Annotated in this window: 17 protein-coding genes; 5 read left to right on the top strand and 12 right to left on the bottom strand. The window is 66.6% G+C overall.

The features are described 5' to 3' along the window. The first annotated feature begins 207 nt into the window (after window positions 1–207). From KBY72_RS11660 to KBY72_RS11645, 4 genes are all read left to right on the top strand, one after another. On the top strand, window positions 208–1,476 hold the full coding sequence (locus KBY72_RS11660) for an aminotransferase class I/II-fold pyridoxal phosphate-dependent enzyme (protein ID WP_254960704.1): 1,269 nt from the start codon (window positions 208–210) through the stop codon (window positions 1,474–1,476). A gap of 67 nt (window positions 1,477–1,543) precedes the next feature. Further along, entirely contained in the window at window positions 1,544–1,933 is a 390-nt protein-coding gene (gene gcvH, locus KBY72_RS11655; protein WP_254960702.1) for a glycine cleavage system protein GcvH, read from the top strand. After that, a complete protein-coding gene (gene gcvP, locus KBY72_RS11650) occupies window positions 1,933–4,857 on the top strand; it encodes an aminomethyl-transferring glycine dehydrogenase (RefSeq protein ID WP_254960701.1) in 2,925 nt (974 codons plus the stop codon). Before gcvH ends, gcvP begins: the two co-directional genes overlap by 1 nt. A gap of 80 nt (window positions 4,858–4,937) precedes the next feature. Further along, entirely contained in the window at window positions 4,938–5,132 is a 195-nt protein-coding gene (locus KBY72_RS11645) for a hypothetical protein (RefSeq protein WP_254960700.1), read from the top strand. Between the two features lie 26 nt (window positions 5,133–5,158). Here KBY72_RS11645 and KBY72_RS11640 read toward each other — a convergent pair whose 3' ends face one another. From KBY72_RS11640 to KBY72_RS11580, 12 genes are all read right to left on the bottom strand, one after another. Next, window positions 5,159–5,374, bottom strand: coding sequence for a hypothetical protein (locus KBY72_RS11640; protein ID WP_254960699.1), 216 nt, complete (start codon window positions 5,372–5,374; stop codon window positions 5,159–5,161). Between the two features lie 224 nt (window positions 5,375–5,598). Beyond that, window positions 5,599–6,312, bottom strand: a complete 714-nt coding sequence (locus KBY72_RS14345; RefSeq protein WP_261359527.1) for a rubrerythrin family protein — start codon at window positions 6,310–6,312, stop codon at window positions 5,599–5,601. 129 nt (window positions 6,313–6,441) lie between these two features. Further along, window positions 6,442–8,247: a diflavin flavoprotein gene (locus KBY72_RS11625; RefSeq protein ID WP_254993647.1), complete on the bottom strand. Its 1,806-nt coding sequence runs from the start codon at window positions 8,245–8,247 to the stop codon at window positions 6,442–6,444. Next, window positions 8,247–9,998 carry a diflavin flavoprotein gene (locus tag KBY72_RS11620; protein ID WP_254960686.1) on the bottom strand — a complete coding sequence of 584 codons (1,752 nt, stop codon included), beginning with the start codon at window positions 9,996–9,998 and terminating at the stop codon, window positions 8,247–8,249. The genes KBY72_RS11625 and KBY72_RS11620 overlap by 1 nt, the downstream gene beginning before the upstream one ends. A gap of 110 nt (window positions 9,999–10,108) precedes the next feature. Further along, complete coding sequence (locus tag KBY72_RS11615) at window positions 10,109–10,522, bottom strand: Hsp20/alpha crystallin family protein (RefSeq protein WP_254932530.1); 414 nt, start codon at window positions 10,520–10,522, stop codon at window positions 10,109–10,111. Window positions 10,523–10,604: 82 nt separating this feature from the next. Then, window positions 10,605–11,069 carry a hypothetical protein gene (locus KBY72_RS11610; RefSeq protein ID WP_254960685.1) on the bottom strand — a complete coding sequence of 155 codons (465 nt, stop codon included), beginning with the start codon at window positions 11,067–11,069 and terminating at the stop codon, window positions 10,605–10,607. Window positions 11,070–11,100: 31 nt separating this feature from the next. Continuing rightward, the gene (locus KBY72_RS11605; RefSeq protein ID WP_254932532.1) at window positions 11,101–11,607 is read right to left on the bottom strand and encodes an MEKHLA domain-containing protein; all 507 of its coding nucleotides are present in this window, start codon (window positions 11,605–11,607) and stop codon (window positions 11,101–11,103) included. Then, window positions 11,597–12,502 (bottom strand): SWIM zinc finger family protein, encoded by a 906-nt coding sequence (locus tag KBY72_RS11600; RefSeq protein ID WP_254960684.1) that lies wholly within the window; start codon window positions 12,500–12,502, stop codon window positions 11,597–11,599. Before KBY72_RS11600 ends, KBY72_RS11605 begins: the two co-directional genes overlap by 11 nt. After that, a complete protein-coding gene (locus KBY72_RS11595; RefSeq protein ID WP_254929308.1) occupies window positions 12,499–12,822 on the bottom strand; it encodes a nucleotidyltransferase family protein in 324 nt (107 codons plus the stop codon). The genes KBY72_RS11600 and KBY72_RS11595 overlap by 4 nt, the downstream gene beginning before the upstream one ends. After that, the gene (locus KBY72_RS11590; protein ID WP_254960683.1) at window positions 12,819–13,244 is read right to left on the bottom strand and encodes a nucleotidyltransferase substrate binding protein; all 426 of its coding nucleotides are present in this window, start codon (window positions 13,242–13,244) and stop codon (window positions 12,819–12,821) included. Before KBY72_RS11590 ends, KBY72_RS11595 begins: the two co-directional genes overlap by 4 nt. 4 nt (window positions 13,245–13,248) lie before the next feature. Beyond that, window positions 13,249–16,368, bottom strand: a complete 3,120-nt coding sequence (locus KBY72_RS11585) for a DEAD/DEAH box helicase (protein WP_254993646.1) — start codon at window positions 16,366–16,368, stop codon at window positions 13,249–13,251. Window positions 16,369–16,378: 10 nt separating this feature from the next. Then, window positions 16,379–16,777 carry a hypothetical protein gene (locus KBY72_RS11580; RefSeq protein ID WP_254993645.1) on the bottom strand — a complete coding sequence of 133 codons (399 nt, stop codon included), beginning with the start codon at window positions 16,775–16,777 and terminating at the stop codon, window positions 16,379–16,381. 62 nt (window positions 16,778–16,839) lie between these two features. On the opposite strand from KBY72_RS11580, the gene KBY72_RS11575 reads away from it, so the two are divergent. Continuing rightward, window positions 16,840–17,494 (top strand): alanine--tRNA ligase-related protein (locus KBY72_RS11575; protein ID WP_254993644.1); only part of this gene is annotated, 655 nt, incomplete at its 3' end.

Below are 17,494 nucleotides of genomic sequence, written 5' to 3'. Positions count from 1 at the left end.
GGCAGGGGTTGGCGCCTTTCGGATACGGCAGCGCGGATGCGCTGATCCTCAAGCGCGCTGGGTGTGGCCGCAGCCAAAACTTGGGCCGAATCGGTGCTGACTACCAAGGAACTCTCCGGGTGGTGCTCGCCCGATTCACGCCTGGGCAGCGGCGCAAATCTAGCTAGGCGTCGCCCGGCAACATGGGACTCCCTGAGGGCTAGGCAGATGGCGGATGCAGCGGAGGCCTTGGCCCGTCGGGCCGCCGAGCGGGTGGCCGCTGCAGTGGCCTCAACCGCCGCTGCCGCCGCCCACCACACCAGCCAGGTGCAGCCGCGGCTGGCCAGGGTGCTCGAGGCTTTCGCCGCCGAGCGACTCGGCAGCCAGCACTTCGCTTCGGTGAGCGGCTACGGCCATGGCGATCAGGGCCGGGAGCTGCTGGATCGGGTGTTTGCCCGGGTGCTGCAGGCCGAGGCGGCGGCCGTGCGCCTGCAATTTGTCAGTGGTACCCACGCCATAGCAGCGGCGTTATTTGGTGTGCTGCGCCCCGGCGACCGCCTGCTCGCCCTCACTGGTCGCCCCTACGACACCCTCGAAGAGGTGATTGGCATCCGCGGCAGCGGCCAGGGCTCCCTGGCGGAATTCGGCATCGCCTACGCCGAGCTGGCGCTCACCGCCGCCGGCAGTGTCGATTTCGACGGCCTGGAGGACGCCCTGGCTATGCCTACCCGCATGGTGCTGATCCAGCGCAGTTGCGGCTACAGCTGGCGGCCGTCCCTGTCGGTGGCCCAGATTGGCCTGCTCTGCGAGCGGGTGAAAGCGCTCCAGCCCGGCTGCGTGGTGTTTGTCGACAACTGCTACGGCGAGCTGGTGGAGGCCCAGGAGCCCACGGCGGTGGGGGCCGATCTGATTGCCGGCTCCTTGATCAAAAATCTCGGCGGCACCATCGCCCCCACCGGCGGCTACGTGGCCGGCCGGGCTGAGTTGGTGGAGCAGGCCTGCTGCCGGCTAACGGCGCCGGGCATCGGCGGCGAGGGGGGCACCAGCTTCGACCTCAACCGCCTGTTGGCCCAGGGACTTTTCCTGGCTCCCCAGATGGTGGCTGAGGCCCTGATCTGCAGCGAGCTGGTGGCGGCGGTCTTCTCGGATCTGGGCTACGCGGTGCAGCCCCTGCCCGGTGCCCCCCGCAGCGACGTAATCCAGGCGGTGCGGCTCGGCGATCCCGAGCGGCTCAAAACCGTTTGCCGCGCCTTCCAGGCCGCATCACCGGTGGGCGCCTACCTCGATCCGGTGCCGGCGCCGATGCCCGGCTACGCCAGTGCCCTGGTGATGGCGGGCGGCACCTTCATCGACGGCAGCACCAGCGAGTTTTCCGCCGATGCGCCGCTGCGGGAGCCCTACGTGCTGTTTGCCCAGGGCGGCACCCACCGCGCCCATGCCCAGATCGCCCTGGAGCGGGCTCTGGTGGCACTGGCGCAAGCAGGTCACCAGGTCTGATTACGCAGATCTCGCCGCTGCTTATCACTCCAGGGCCGACAGAATGGCGCCACCTTGCTGCTGCGTGATGGCGCTCCCCATCCCAGGTGATTGCCGCTACGCCGATAGCCACGAATACGTACGCCCTGAGGGCGAGAGGCTGCGGCTGGGCCTGAGTGCCTTCGCCGTCGACCAGCTCGGCGACATCGTGTTTGTGGAGCTGCCCGCAGTGGGCGCCAGCCTTGTTCAGGGCGCCAGTTTTGGCAGCGTTGAATCGGTGAAGGCGGTGGAAGATCTGCTGGCGCCGGTGAGCGGTGTGGTGCTGGCCCGCAATGAGGCGGTGCTCGCCAGCCCGGAGGAGCTGCAGAACGATCCCTACGGCGAGGGTTGGCTGCTGGTGCTCCAGCCAGCTGATCCGGCCCAGCTCGCTGGACTGCTGGATGCGGCCACCTACTCCGCCAAGGTGCAGGGCGCCTGATGGGCACTGCGGACTCACCAGTCCTTTCCTTTATTGGGCGCCATATCGGTCCGAGCGCCGCTGAGCAGCAGCGGATGTTGGCGGAACTCGGAGCGTCCAGCCTCGAGGCCCTGGCCGCCCAGGTGGTGCCCGCCGATTTGCTGCTAGATCCGGCGGCCTCGGCTGCGGGTTTGCCCGAGCCCTGCAGTGAGTCCCAGGCCCTGGCTGAACTTGCCGAGATCGCTGCGGCCAACCAGCTGCAACGCAGCTTGATCGGCCAGGGCTACTACGGCACCGCCACGCCGGCGCTGATCCAGCGCCAGGTGTTTGAAAACCCCGCCTGGTACACCGCCTACACCCCCTATCAGGCCGAAATTTCCCAGGGCCGGCTTGAGGCCCTGCTGAATTTTCAGACCCTGATCAGCGAGCTCACCGGCCTGCCGATCGCCAATGCCTCCTTATTAGATGAGGCCACCGCCGCCGCTGAGGCCATGGCCATGGCTAGCGCTGTCTGCAAGCGCCCCGGGGCCGGCCGCTTTCTGGTGGATCGGGCCGTGTTCCCCCAGACCCTGGCGGTGCTGCAAACCCGGGCCGAGCCCCTGGGTATCCAGCTCGAGCTGGTGGCAGCCGAGTCGCTGGCTGGGGCCACCCTGCCAGCGGATGCTTTTGGTTTGCTGATCCAGCTGCCTGGCCGCCAGGGCCGGCTCTGGGATCCCAGCGAGCTGCTGTCTAGCGCCCGCCAGGCCGGGGTGATCACGGCTGTGGCGATCGATCCCCTGGCCCAGGTGCTGCTGGAGCCGGTGGGCCACCTCGGCGCTGATATCGCCGTCGGTAGCGCCCAGCGCCTGGGGGTGCCGCTGGGTTTTGGTGGTCCCCATGCCGCTTTTTTTGCCACGGGCGAGCAGTTCAAGCGCCAGATCCCCGGCCGCCTGGTGGGGCGCTCGCTGGATGCGGCAGGCCAGCCCGCCCTGCGCCTGGCCCTGCAGACCCGCGAACAACACATCCGCCGCGACAAGGCCACCAGCAACATCTGCACCGCTCAGGTGCTGCTGGCAGTGATGGCTGGCTTTTATGCGGTGCACCATGGCCCCGATGGCCTGGAGGCGATCGCCCGGCGCTTGCTCAGCCTGCGCGCGGCCCTTGTGGCTGGCTTGGAGGCCCTCGCTCTGCCGGTGTTGCCGGGCCAGGGTTTTGACACGGTGTGGTTGCCCCTGCCGCCGGATCAGGCCAAGGTGCTGGTGGCGGCTGCCCTGGCGGCTGGCTTCAACCTGCACCAGGCAGAAGATGGCGTTGGCATCAGCCTTGATGAGCTGAGCAGCGCCGAGGAGCTGGAGCGGCTGCTGCGGGCGCTGGCTGGGTGCGCTGAGCCCTGGCGGGAGCTGGGCAAAAGCCCGCCTGCTGGCCCGGCCATGCCCCTGCGCCAGCAGCCTTGGTTGCGGCAGAGCGTCTTCCATCGCTACCGCAGTGAAACCGAGCTTTTGCGCTACATCCAGCGCCTTTCAGCTAAGGATTTATCGCTGGTGCACGGGATGATCCCGCTGGGTAGCTGCACCATGAAGCTCAATGCCGCCGCCGAGCTGGCGCCGGTGAGCTGGCCGGCCTTCAGCCAGCTGCACCCCTTCGCCCCGGCTGAGCAGGCCGCCGGATACCAGCTTCTGGCGGCGGATCTGGAGCGCTGGCTGGCGCTGATCACCGGTTTTGCCGGTGTGTCGCTGCAGCCCAATGCCGGCTCCCAGGGGGAATATGCCGGCTTGCTGGCGATCCGGGCCTGGCACCGCAGCCAAGGGGACGCCCATCGCACCGTTTGCTTGATTCCCACTAGTGCCCACGGCACAAACCCAGCCAGCGCCGTGATGGCCGGCCTGCAGGTGGTGGCGGTGGCCTGCGATGAGGCTGGCAACATTGATCTCACCGACCTGGAGGCCAAGGCCGCTGCCCACGCCGAGCAGCTGGCGGCGCTGATGGTCACCTATCCCTCCACCCACGGCGTGTTTGAGCCGGCTATTCGCCGTATCTGCGAGCTGGTGCACGCCCGCGGCGGCCAGGTGTACCTCGATGGCGCCAACCTCAACGCCCAGGTGGGCCTGTGCAAGCCGGGTCTCTATGGCGCCGATGTCTGCCACCTCAACCTGCACAAGACCTTCTGCATTCCCCACGGCGGCGGCGGCCCCGGCGTGGGCCCGATTGCGGTGGCATCCCACCTACTGCCCTTCTTGCCGGGTGCCGTAGGGGTTGGGTGCGGAGGGGTGGGGCCCGTGGCTGCGGCACCCCTGGGCAGTGCTTCGATTCTGGCAATCAGCTGGATGTATATCCGCATGATGGGCGGTGCGGGCCTGCGCCAGGCCAGCCAGGTGGCCCTGCTGGCCGCCAACCTGCTGGCCGAGCGCCTGGAGCCCCATTTTCCCGTGCTCTACCGGGGCGCTGGCGGGCGCGTGGCCCATGAGTGCATCCTCGATCTGCGGCCGCTCAAGCGCAGCTGCGGCCTGGAGGTCGATGACCTGGCCAAGCGCCTGATGGACTACGGCTTCCATGCCCCCACGGTGAGCTGGCCAGTGGCGGGCACGGTGATGGTGGAACCCACGGAAAGCGAGTCGCTCGCTGAGCTCGACCGCTTCTGCGCGGCCATGGTGGCGATCCGCCAGGAGGCCACGGCGCTGGAGGCCGGCAGCGCCGATCCCCTCAACAACCCCCTCAAGCGAGCTCCCCACACCCTGGCTGCGGTAACTGCTGATCACTGGGATCGGCCCTATACCCGCCAGCAGGCTGCATTTCCGGCTGGTGAGGATCAGCGCCTAGCGAAGTTTTGGCCGGCGGTGGCCCGGATCGACAACGCCTACGGCGATCGCAACCTGGTGTGCACCTGCCCGAGCATGGAGGAGCTGGCAGGGCCGGAGCTGGCAGAGCAGGAACTGGCCCAAGTGGTACCAGCTGCCACTGTTCATTAGTGCCGTCATGGCGCACACTGTGCGGGCTTGACGCCTGTTAGCAGGCACAATCAGCGCTTAAGCCATTCATTCTCGGGACCATGAAGGGCAGCAACGACGGAACTGGTACAGGAACGGGCCAGGTGCTGCGGGTCGAGGGCACCAACGTGGTGCGTGTTCCTTTTGGTGTGCGTCGCTCCCGCCGTCCCCGTCCCGAGCGCCCCGATCACTGGGCCACCCTGGTGCTGCCTTTTCACATCCACCACGATCCAACGCCGCCTCCCCAGGCAGCTTGAAGTCGGGTTGGGCTAAATCAAGCAGCTTAAATTGCTTCGACCAAGCGCCAATCAACTAGGGCTTTGACGTCAGCTAGGGAGCTGGCCGGTGCCCGAAATGGCAGCAGGTGCATGGGACTTCGCTCGGGGCGCACCAGCCAGGTGAAATCCGCCTGGGGGATCAGCACGAACCCCCGATAACGCACCGTTGCCCGCACCCCGAGGGGATAGTTGCCAGTTGAGGCGATAGCGGTGCTGGCCATTCCTGGTGTCAGAACTGCAGCTATTGCAGCGGGCTGGCGGCAAATTCGCGGCCGTTTACTGAATTACTTTGGGATTGCCTTTACACCCTTAAAAAGGTCTGCGCGGATCTAGGCCTAGACCCTGAAACCCCTTTGCTTAACTGGGTTTTTATTCTGGACCTTTCGGGGCAGCAATTGGTTGAAATAGTGTTCTGGGCTACATAAATTGCAGCCCAGTTGGGGAATCAAACGCCAAGAAGTTGGGGCTCCCGGTAGGGCACGAAGCTAGCCTTGCGCGCGTCGCAGATCGGGCAACGCCAGTCGTCGGGGATCGCTTCAAAGGGGGTGCCCGGAGCGATGCCGGAATCGGGATCGCCTGCTGTGGGGTCGTAAATCATCGAGCACAGTTTGCAGATCCACTTGCCGGCTACGGGCTCATCTGCCTCTCCGGCCACCCCCTTGCCCTGCAGGGCTTCGAGGGCGATGCCGTAGCGCTCGGCGTGGTGCTGCTCGATCGGTTCCAGCAGGCCGAAGTTTTTGGCGGCGGTGCGAAAGATGCCGGCGTGCTGCTGTGATTCGTCGATCTGCTCCTGGAATTCAGCTGCAGCTTCGCCATCGCGATCGGTGCGGGCCTGTTCGGCAAACTCCGGATACATGGTCTTGTATTCGTAGGTTTCGCCCTCGATCGCCAGCTCCAGGCAGCGGCTGAGCAGGGCCTGCTTCTGCTCGCCGGAGAGGTTGGCGGGATCGTCGATGACGAGTTCGGGATGGAGCAGCCGGAAGTGGGCGAAGGCGTGCTCGGTTTCCTGGGCGGCGGTGTCGCGAAACAGCTTGGCCAGCTCGGGGTTGCCGACCTGCTTGGCCACCTCCGCGAAAAATAGGTATTTGCGATTGGCCATGCTCTCGCCGCCAAAAGCGGCTTCAAGATTGGCCTTGGTGCTGGGCTTGGCGATATCCATGGCTTGGCAGGTGTTGCGACTGGCGGAGAGCTTAGCTTACCCGAAGTCGGAACGACTATGAGTTAGTCGTGCTTGCGTGGCTTTGTGGCTCCGTGACTCCGTGCCCCGTGACCCCGGGCTTTGCGGCTCTCAGTAGTTGGCGCCGCTGCGGCGCTGGTGCACGGCCGTGGTGGCGCTGGCGTCGAGCACGCCGCCCTGGCTCACCTGGGCATACAGCAGCCAGTGGTCGCCGCATTCCATGCGCTGCTGCACCGTGGCTTCCAGCCAGGCCAGGGCCTCCGGTAGAAGCGGTTGGCCGCTGGGGCTGTGCTCCAGCTCCAGGCCGGCGAAGCGGTCGGCGCCTGGGGCAAACGGCTGCAAAAACTGCTTCATCGGACCGTTTTCACGCCCTGCGGCCAGCACGTTGAGAGCAAAGCGATCGCCGACGTGCAGCAGGGCCTCCACCGCCCGGTCTTTCGCTACGGCCACTGTGAAGCCAGGCGGTGAGAAGCTGGCCTGGCTCACCCAGCTGGCCACCATGGCGCTGCTGAGGCGGTTGCCGCCCTCCCCTTTGCTGGTGGTGAGCACGCACAGGGAGCCCACCACCCGGCCCAGGGCCTGCACTGCTGGATTGCTGCGGCTCTCGCTGAGTCCGCCACTGGCGGTTCGGCGCTGCGCCTTGCGCTGTTCGCTCTGCAGTTGGCGGCCAAGGGCGGTGCCGGTTTCCTCGATGGCTTTGAGGCTGGCCGCATCGGGGCTGAACTTCACCTTGATCGGTTCAAAGGCGAAGTGGAAGCCGCCATCGCGCAGCTTGCTCTCCAGCAGATCCAGGGCTTCACCGCTCCAGCCAAAGCTGCCAAAGACCCCAACCGGCTTGCTGCGGTCGCCCTCAGCTAGCACCGTGCCCAGGGCTGACACGATCGGTGTGGGGGCATGGCCGCCAAGGGTGGGAGAGCCGATCAAAATCGCATCGCAGCTGCGGATCGCCGCCAGCAGCTGCTCAGGTGGCGTGAACTCGCAGTTGATGCTCTCCACCCGCACGCCGGTACGGGCGACCCCCTGGGCGAGGGCATCGGCGATGGCGGCCGTGTTGCCGTAGGCGCTGGCAAACAGCAGTGCCACCGATAGGCGCGCCCGCTCCTGGGTTGCGCCCCAGCGGTGGTAGTCGTTGAGGAGGCTGCGCCAGCTCTCGCTGATCGCCGGCCCGTGGCCGGGCGCAATGGTGCGGATGTCGAGGGCTTCGAGCCGCTCCACCACCGACTCCACCTGGCGCGCCATCGGTGCCATAAGGCAGTCGTAGAAGTAGCGGCGGTCTTCCTCACTGCTGCTGCGGTTGGCCTCAGCGAAGCTCTCGCTGCAGAGGTGGGCCGCGAAAAACTTGCCACTCATCAGCAGGCCGCTGGTCTCCTCGAAGGCCATCAGCGCCCCGGGCCAGCGGGGGGTGGGGGTGGGAATCAGGCGCAGCACGTGGCCGTCGACGAGGTTGCGGCTGGCCTCCTGCTTCACCACATCGATCCGAGGTAGCGCTGGGATCGGCTCGGGGGTTGTCTCGCTGCCGGGGGCGACCGGTTTCTGCAGGTTCCAAAGCTCTGCGAGCAGCTTGGCGCCGGTGTTGGAGCTCACCAGCAGCAGGTTGGGCCAGCGGGCCGCCAGTTGGTGCAACAGGGCTACCCGATTGGGGTTGACGTGACCCACCACCACCTTCAAGGGGGCCTCGGCCGGCACCAGCTTCGCCAGCTCTGCCAGGAAGGGCTCGGCAAAGGAGCCGCCGGGGGGATGGACCAGCAGGGGCACCTCCTGGAACAGGAAGCTGTTGGCGGTGGTGCCGCGCTCCAGGCCGTATTCCACCTCGAAGCGCAGCCGGTTGGGGCTCAGCCCCTTGAGGCAGATCAGCCCCGGCTCGATGGGGAGCTGGATGACGCGTCGGCTGGGGCCGGGCTCGGCAGGGCTGCCCATCAGTAGTGGTTCCCGACTTTGCGGTGGTGCACGGCGGTGCTGGCTTCGGTGTCGGCCACGTTCCCCTGCTCCACCTCGGCGTAAATGATCCAGTGGTCGGGGCCCTCGAGGCGTTGCACCACGCGGCAGCCCAGGTAGGCCAGGGCATCACCGAGCACCGGGCCGCCCGTGGCGGCGCCCTCGAGGGTGCTTACCCCGGCGAAGCGGTCGGCTCCGGGCGGGAAGCGCTTGAGGAAATGGCGCAGCAGCTCCTGGTGGTTGTCCTCCCGCAGGATGTTGAGCACGAAGCGATCGTCCACCTGCAGCAGCGCCTCGATGGCCCGGTCTTTGGCTACCGCCACCGTGAGGCCGGGGGGCTCGAAACTTGCCTGGCTCACCCAGCTGGCCACCATCGCTGAGCTGCGCGTGCCCTCCGGTGTCTCCTGCCGCGCCGTCACCACATACAACCCCCCGGAGAGGCGCCCCAGGGCCTTGTCGAGATCGGCATCTAGAGACTTCATCGCGGCGATTGTCTTCTCCTTGGTTAGCAGCTGGCCTAGGTCGGTGCCGGCTTCCTCGCAGCGCTGATAGTCGTTGCCGCCAGGCACCTGGCGCACCCGCAGCGGTTCAAAGGCGGTCTTCTGGCCGAGGCTGCGCAACTGGCTGGCCACGGTGTCGATCGGCTCGTCGTTGCCGCCGAAGGCGTCGTAGCTGCCCACCCACTGCTTCGGTTTGAGGGCCGCTAACAAGGTTCCGATCGAAGCTTGCAGCTCGGCATCGGGCCGGGCTGGCCAGGTGGGTACCACCACGGCACTGGCTTCACCGATCAGGGCACTGAGCTCCTGGGCGTCGGTGGCGCGCAGATCCACCAGCTGCACTGCGGCGCCGGCCTTGCCGATGCCGCGGGCAATCGCCTGGCTGAGGCGGTCGCAGAAGCCGTATTGGCTCAGATAGCAAACTGCCGCATAGTTTTCGCCCGTGCTGCGCTCACTGCTCCAGGTTCGGTAGTCATCCAGCCAGAGGCCGAGGTGATGGCGCAGCAAGGGCCCATGACCCACCGCCACCGTGGTGATCTCGGGCAACCCATCCATGCGCTTCATCGCCTGCAGCACGCTGCGAGCGTTGGGGCCCATCAGGCAGTCGTAATAGAAGCGAAAATCTGGGGCTATGGCGCCGGGATCGGTGTCGAACAGCTCCTTGGAGCAGTAGTGCAGGCCAAAGGCATCGCAGGTGTAGAGGATGCCGGTGCCGTGGTCGAAGGAAAAGATCGTGTCGGGCCAGTGCAGGTTTGGAGCGCTGAGAAACTCGAAGCGGTGGGCCACGCCACTGGTGGGGTTGGTGCCCAGATCGAGCTCTTCGCCGCTTTTTACCGCCCGGCTTTTGAAGGGCCGGTGCACCTGATTCTCAAGAAACTGGATCGCAACCTTGGAGCCCACGATCTCGATCTCGGGGTTGAGCTCGAGCAGGTGGCCTATCAGTCCCGAGTGGTCGGGCTCGGTGTGGCTCACGATCAGGTGATCGATTGCTTTGGGGTCGATCAGCTCCTGCAGCAGCGGCAGCCAGCTGCCTTCAAATTTGAGGTGGCTGGTATCGATCAGGGCGGTGCGCTCGCCCCGCACCAGGAAGCTGTTGTAGGTGGTGCCGTTGCGCAGGCCAAACTCAATATCAAAGCGGCTGCGGTCCCAGTCGAGCGAGCGGATCGTGGTGGTGTCCGGTGCGATCGGCTCGCATTGCAGGCTGAGGCGGGCTGCGGTTGCGACGGCACCAACCATGGATCGATCCGCAATTTGTCCAACTTTAGGAAGCCCGCCGACAAAAAAGGCCCGGCGGGTGGGCCGGGCCTGGGAGGTTTCTCTTCTCTCTCGTGTCCGCTCGGCCCTGATCAGCCCTCCACCTGCACCTGCACGGTGGTGAGGTTCTGGGCCTTAGGTGCCGTCACAGTGAGCAGGCCGTCGCGGTAGTGGGCTTGCAGGCTTTCGCGGTTGATGCCGCCGGGGAAGCGGAAGCTGCGGCTCCAGGTGCCGTAGCGGAATTCGCTGATCAAGGAGGTCTGTTTGGCGACCGGGGAAGAGGCATCGGGGCTTGGCTGGCGGCGCTCGGCGTTGATCACCAGGCTGCGGTCGGTGGCCTTGACGTCGATCGAGGTCTTATCGACACCGGGAAGCTCAAGGGCGATTACATAGGCGTCGTCGGTTTCGTGCACCTCGGCGGCCGGCACTCGCTCGGCGGCGGGACGCTCGGCAGCGCGCAGTTGTTGCTCGAGTAACTCGAAGGGATGTTGGTGCAGGGTGAGCATCGGATGTTCTCCGGGACACAGCCAATGTGCTGCGGCCAGCCGGGCGACGGCAGGGGGTAGACCGCCCGTTTTGGTTCGGCCCTTACGGCCCCGTTCGGTTGGCACCACTGGCAGGTAGGGGCAACCGGCAGCGCTGCTTTAAGGCGGCGATCACCCGGCCGATGGCGTCGGGATGGCCCTGCACGCTGAAGGCTTCCCGCTCCAGTTGCCGGTTGCCGTGGTGGTAGCGGGTGGTGAGGATGCCGCTGATCTCCTGCTCCACCACCGGGTTGAGCCGCACGTTCCAGCCCAAGGGCTGCAGCACGCCGGTGGGACAGCTCTGGGCTGCGTGAATGGCCTCATGCAGGAACACCTGTCGGCCGATGCCCAGCTCGAAGGCCACCGGCGCGATCCAGAGGGTGCGCGTTTTGGCTTGGAACAGCCCGTAGGCGCCGCGTACTGGCGGCGGGGCCAGCCGCACCTGAAAACCGCGTTGCTGCAGGGTTGTGAGCAGGGGCCGCAGCTCGGCGGGTAGTTGGGGCGGCGGCGCTGGGATGGCGGCGATCACAACAGGTTTGCCTTCACAACAGCTGGGTGCATCACAACAGCCACCAGCGGCTGAAGCGGGCGGCCTGGCCGCAGGGCTGGCCTGAGCTATCGCGCAGGGTCCAGAGGCGGGCGGCTTCGATGGCAAAGCGGCGGCCGCGGCTGTCGATGCGGATGCCCCGGTAGCCCGAGATCGCTTCTTTGGCTTGGGCTGCCACCAACGCCTGGCGGCGGCTGGCCCGCTCGGCGGGCTCGGCGGTGAGCCGCGACGGCATACCCACCAGCTCGGGCCAGGGGCGCAGCCATAGGCGCAGGGCCGCCCGGTTGGCATAGATCAGTCTTGGCCCTGGCTCGCTGCTGGGATCGGCGCCGTCATGGGCCAGCAGCACCAGCTCGGCGGCAAACAGCTCCTGGGCCACCAGCTGGGGCGAGGCGTCGGCGGCTAGGCCGGCGATCAGAGGGGTGCCGAAGGCGCGCTGGTAATTGCTGAGCAGGCACAGGGCCAGGCTTTGGGCCGCCGGCGTCAGCCAGGGGGGCGGGCTGGGGAGCTCAGCTGTCATCACCGTTGGCCGGGCCCATGGCCTTGGCCATGGCCAGGGCCGCCAGCTGCTGGCCGTGGGCCTTGAGGTGCTCCAGGAAGTGGAGATTGGCCTCGGGGAAGCGGGGTTCTTCTGCCAGGGGCAGGGGACCGGCGGCATCGAGGCCGGTGTCGCCCTCCAGGGCTGGTGTGATCACCACCAGATCCGAATCGAGGGCTGCGCCGTAGCGCCACCAGCGGTTTGGGTCCTTGATGGCTGGATGCACCGGCTGCAGCGCCACTGCGGCGCCCGGCTGGGAGCCCTGTTTGGCGGCAGCCTGTCTGGCCTGTTTTGCCAGCGCCTTGCGCCGCCGCTTGGCCAGGTCGGCCAGCAGCTGGGCCCGGGTGCGGCCGCGCAGCTGGAACAACACGAAGGGGTCTTCGCTGAAGCGATCGCCCATCAGGTAGTAGACGGCGCTGACGTGCTTGCAGGGGTTGGCCTTATCGGGGCAGCTGCACTCGCTGCGCACCTCCTGCAACTTGAACGGAAACAGGCGCTTGCCGCTGGCCGCGAAGGCGCGCTCTATGTCCTGGGGCATGACGCCGGCCAGCAGCTGGGCCGACCAGCGCGCCTTCTGGGTGAGGGCGTCGAGCACGTAGTTCCAGTCGTCGTCGTGGAGCACGTCGAGCCAGAGCTTCACCTTGTAAGGCTCTTCGTCGGTGCCCTGCACTCGGGCATGCACTCGCCGCCCCTCAAAGCGGATCGAGGTGACATTGCCGCTGCGGGCATACTCCCAGGCGCGCTCCAGGCGCTTTTTGAAGCGGTAGGAGTTGATCAGCTCCATCCACTGCTCCACCCACCAGGGCTGCTGGGCCAGGCCCTGGTCGCCGAGCTGGGTGTTGATGGCGCTGGCGTAGGTGGTGGGGGTGAGGGTCATGGGAAGGTGATGCCTACGCGTTCGATGTGTTCGCGCAGGGGGGCGTAGCGGAGCGATTCCCAGTGCGTCACATCAAAGAGATAGGGGGTGGGCAGTTGGTCGAGGGCTTCGTGCAGAGCAGCGCTGCAATCATCGTTGGCGCTGTAGGCCAGATCGATGTCGGAGCCACTCCAGTGGCGGCCCATCGCCCGAGAGCCATAGAGCTTCAGCCAGTGGATCTGGGGGAAGCGCTTCAGGCAGCAGCGGATCTCGGCCACGGTGCGATCGGGGATGCCGTGGTTGATATCGGCAGGGGCTGAGCTGGTGGTTGGCGCACTCATGGGGCCTCCTGCCGTTTGGTTGCCAGTAGGTCGTGCAGTTGCTGCAGGCCACTGAGGTAGCGCTCCTGGATCTGATCTACGGCTTTGCGGGCTCTGGTGTCGTCATAGGTGTGGGCCATCAGGTTGCGCTCCTCCAGCATGTCGATCCACAGCTGGCCGTTGTTGAGCAGGCCGGTGGCAAAGGCCTGTTTGAGCACTTCGCGTGGCAGCTTGGCATCGATACCGTTGTAAACGAGAAAATCCTTGAGGGTTTTCCAGCTCAGCTCAAAGGTGAATTCATAGGCCTTGATCACGGCCATGCGGATTAGCTCGTTGCCAGGATCCTGCTGGTGGATTTCTAAGGCCCAGCGCAGGCGCTGGTAGGCGCGCTGGAGGTTGTCGAAGCGCTGTTTCCAGCGAACATCAGAACCCTGGGCATCCATGGCGTTAATCCTCTTCGCTCAGGGCCACTAGATCTTTGAGTTGGCCCACATCAAAGCCGCCGAGCCAGTCTTCACCGGAGCCGACGATTTCTGCAGCCATTTTTGACTTCTCTTTGATCATGCGGTCGATTTTTTCTTCCACCGAGCCGCTGGTGATGAACTTGTGCACCAAAACCCGGTTTTGTTGGCCGATCCGGTAGGCCCGGTCGGTGGCCTGGTTTTCCACGGCCGGGTTCCACCAGCGGTCGATGTGGAAGACGTGGCTGGCCCGGGTGAGGTTGAGGCCCACACCACCGGCCTTGAGCGACAGCAAAAACAGCTGGGGGCCGCGGGGGTCGTCCTGGAAGCGATCGACCATCGCCTGGCGCTCGGTTTTGCTGGTGCTGCCGTAGAGGAACGGCACCTCCTGGCGCCATTTGCGCTCCAGGTGGGCCTTGAGCATTAGCCCCCATTCGGCGAACTGGGTGAATAGCAACGCCCGGTCGCCCGCTTCGATTACCTCCTCGAGGATCTCCTCGAGCCGCTGCAGCTTGCCGCTGCGGCTGCTGAAGCTGCCGTTGCCGCTGGCCAGCACGGTCTCGGCGTTTTCCTTCAGGGCCAGGGCCGGGTGGTTGCAGATCTGCTTGAGCTTGGTGAGCAGGGCCAGCACCTGGCCGTGCTTCTGGCCCAGCGGTGCCCGGGCGATGGCATCGAGGCTTTCGTCGACTGTCTTGTTGTAGAGCTTCTTCTGCTCGGGAGCCAGGCCCACCCATTCATTGAGCTCCACCTTCTCCGGCAGGTCGGAAATGATCGACTTGTCGGTTTTGAGGCGCCGCAGGATGAACGGCCCCACCCGGCTTTTGAGATCCCGCAGCGACGACATGTCGCCGTACCGCTCGATCGGCAGCCGGTAGCGCTGGCGGAAGAAGGGCTCATCGCCGAGCACCTTGGGGTTGAGGAAATCCATCAGCGCCCACAGCTCGCTGACGCGGTTTTCCACCGGCGTGCCGGTGAGGGCAATCCGGAAGCGGCTGCCCCCTTTGCCGCCGCGGCTGGGGCGGGCCAGGTCCCGGGCCGCTTGGCTTTGTTTGGCGGTGTGGTTTTTGATCGCCTGGGCTTCGTCGATCACCACCCCCTGCCAGTCGATGCTTTCGAGCAGCTCGCTGTCGCGTTGCAGCAGGCCGTAGCTGGTGAGCACCAGATCCACGCCCTTAAGAGCTTTTTTGAGGGCCTCGGGGCTGGAGGGCCGGCGCGGGCCGTAGTGCTCCCTCACGCCCAGCTCGGGGGTGAAGCCGTGGGCTTCGCGCTTCCAGTTGGTGAGCACCGAGGTGGGCGCCACCAGCAGCACCGGTCGTTTGAGTTCGTCTTCGGCCTTGAGGTGCTGCAGGAAGGCCAGCAGCTGGATCGTTTTGCCCAGGCCCATGTCGTCGGCTAGGCAGGCGCCTTGGTCGAAACGGTGCAGGAAGGCCAGCCAGCCCAGACCCCGCTCCTGATAGGGCCGCAGCTGGCCGGAGAAGCCAGGTGGGGCGGGCAGGGGGTCGGGTGCTTTCTGCTGGTGGTACTGCTCCAGTACGGCCTGCAGCCGGGGGCCGGCATCGAAGCGGTGCACCGGCAGCCGATGGAAGGTGTCGCCGTCGCTGGCGGTGAGCCGCAGGGCGTCGTCGAGGCTCAGGCCTGGATCGGCAACGCTGAAACGCTCGGCGTTGCGCAGGTCGGCGGGACGCAGCTCGATCCAGGCCCCCTTGTGCTGCACAAGGGGGCTGCGCTTGGCCTGCAGGCGTTCCAGGTCCCGCAGGGTCAGGGTGACGCCGCCGATCATGAATTCCCATTCCCAGGTGAGCGTTTCGCCCAAGGTGAAGCCGCGCGATTTCTCAGGCAGCTCGGCCTTGATGGACAGGCCCAACCGGCTGGCCAGGCCCCCTGCGAGGCTGGCCGGCAGCACTACACCCACGCCCACATCGCGCAGCTGGTGGGCGCCGGTGCGCACCAGCACAAACGCCTCGGCTGGCGTGAGCTGCATCGTTTCCGGGGTGGCCGAATCCAGCCCCCGCACGATCGGTTCAAACACCGTCAGGGCCCGGCCCATGCCTTCAAGCAGCAGCTCGCTCGGTTGGGGCACGGCCACTTCGCCCATCTGCAGGCCCCGATCGCCGGCGGCCCAGACGGCGGCGGCGGGCACCCGCAGGCTCGGGTCGGCTTCCGCCTGCAGCCCGAAGCGCAGCTCCCAGAGCTCCTCGCCCTCGGCGGGGGTGAACAGCTCCAGGCAGGTGCGGGCTGGCTCCACCTTGCCCGCCACCCCTTCACGCCAGTGGTGGGTGGCGATGCTGAGACGCTCCAGCTCCTCATCGCCCAGGCTGAGGCTGCCATCGCCTTTGCCCAGGGCCTTCTGCCAGGCCGCCAGCAAGGGATCGAGCCCGCCTGCGCTGGCACTGAAGCCCACCCGCAGCTGGCCATCGAGCAAGGCTTCCAGCAGGCTGGCCACTCGCAGGCGCCCGCTGCCGGGGCGGCGGCAGGCCAGGGAGGGGTCACCGCTGGGGCCGGCGGCCAGGGCGCAGGTGGCCACCTGGGGCAGGCCGCTGGCCAGGTCTTCGAGGCGGCGGCGGTCGTCTTCGCGGTTGAGCAGGGGCAGCCAGCGGGCCTTGCCCTCGGCGATCTGGGGTAGCCAGCGGCTGCGGGCGATCAGGCTCAGGGCCCAGCGCTGCAGGTGACTCCACCAGCGCAGCTCATCGGCCATCTCCGGGTGCTCACCAGCCAGGGGTACCTGGCTGAGCCATTCGCCCGCATTGGCAGCATCGAGGGCCCAGCCCTCCACCTGCCAGGGCCACCATTCGAGCTGTTTGGGAATTGGTTCGCCGGCCTGCAGGGGCAGGCCGCTCCAGCTGCTGGCACTGGTGCGGCGGCCCTTGGCCGCCTGGTTGCGGCTGGGCAGGGTCAGGGTGGCCCGGGCTGGGCGCAGGGCCTCTGACCACAGCCCGTTGTCGTCGAGCCAGGTGGCCAGGTCGTCTTCGTTGAGGGCCAGGGGGTGCTCAGGGGCCTCCAGCTTTGGCACGGCAGGGGTCGCCACCCGCCAGGTGTCGGCCCACAGGAATAGGCGACCGCCCGAACCCTCGGGGGGAAACAGCCAGGTGGCGTGCAGCAGGCTCATGAACCCGGCCTTACGGCCGTCGGGCGGGCAGGAGGCGTGGTGCCAAGCGCTGCGCTGAATGCAGCACCAAGGCGCTGCCGATCAGCGGCAGCCAGAGCGGCAGCCACCCGCGGATCAACGCCATCATCACAGTTGGCAGGCCCGATGCCAGGTCTAGGGGGCTACCGAGGCTGCGAATTCCACACACCGCGCCCACCAACCCCGCCTGTAGGTGGCTGTCGTTTGGGTCGACCCGCTGCAGGTGAAAGGCCAACAGACCATAAAAAAAGCCGCAGCCCGCTGAGCGCAGAGCTGGATCCAGGCCTGCTGCCAGCAGCTCTGGCAAGCCCGCCACGGCACCGGCGGCCAGGGCCCAACCGATCGATTGCAGCCTCAGCTGGTCGCGGGGCTCGCTTTCGGCCACAGACACGGGGATCGGGTTAGGTCCATTGCTGGGCGATCATGCCCTGCTCAGGGTTGTATTGCTCCGCCATGGCCGTCACAGCACATACCGGTCGTCCTCGCACCGGTGCTGAGATCCGCGCCGCTTTCCTCGATTTTTACGAGCAGCGGGGCCACAAAGCGATGGCGAGCGCTTCGCTGATCCCGGACGACCCGACGGTGCTGCTCACCATTGCCGGCATGCTGCCGTTCAAGCCGGTGTTCCTTGGTCAGGCGCCGCGGCCGGCGCCTAGGGCCACCACCAGCCAGAAGTGCATCCGCACCAACGACATCGAAAACGTGGGCCGCACGGCGCGGCATCACACGTTTTTTGAGATGCTCGGCAACTTCTCCTTCGGCGACTACTTCAAGGAGCAGGCGATCCAGTGGGCCTGGGAGCTGAGCACCGGGGTGTTCGGCCTCTCGCCCAACAACCTTGTGGTGAGTGTGTTCCGCGAAGACGATGAGGCCGGCGCGATCTGGCGTGACGTGGTGGGGGTGAACCCCAAGCGGATCATTCGCATGGATGAGGCTGACAACTTCTGGGCCTCCGGCCCCACCGGTCCCTGCGGCCCCTGCTCGGAGATCTACTACGACTTCAAGCCCGAACTCGGCGACGACGGCATCGACCTGGAAGACGACTCGCGCTTCATCGAGTTCTACAACCTGGTGTTCATGCAGAACAACCGCGATGCGGAGGGCACCC

Origin of the sequence: Cyanobium sp. BA5m-21 (assembly GCF_024346235.1) — a bacterium.
Lineage (GTDB): Bacteria > Cyanobacteriota > Cyanobacteriia > PCC-6307 > Cyanobiaceae > Cyanobium_A > Cyanobium_A usitatum.
This window is presented reverse-complemented; position numbering and strand designations above follow the sequence as displayed.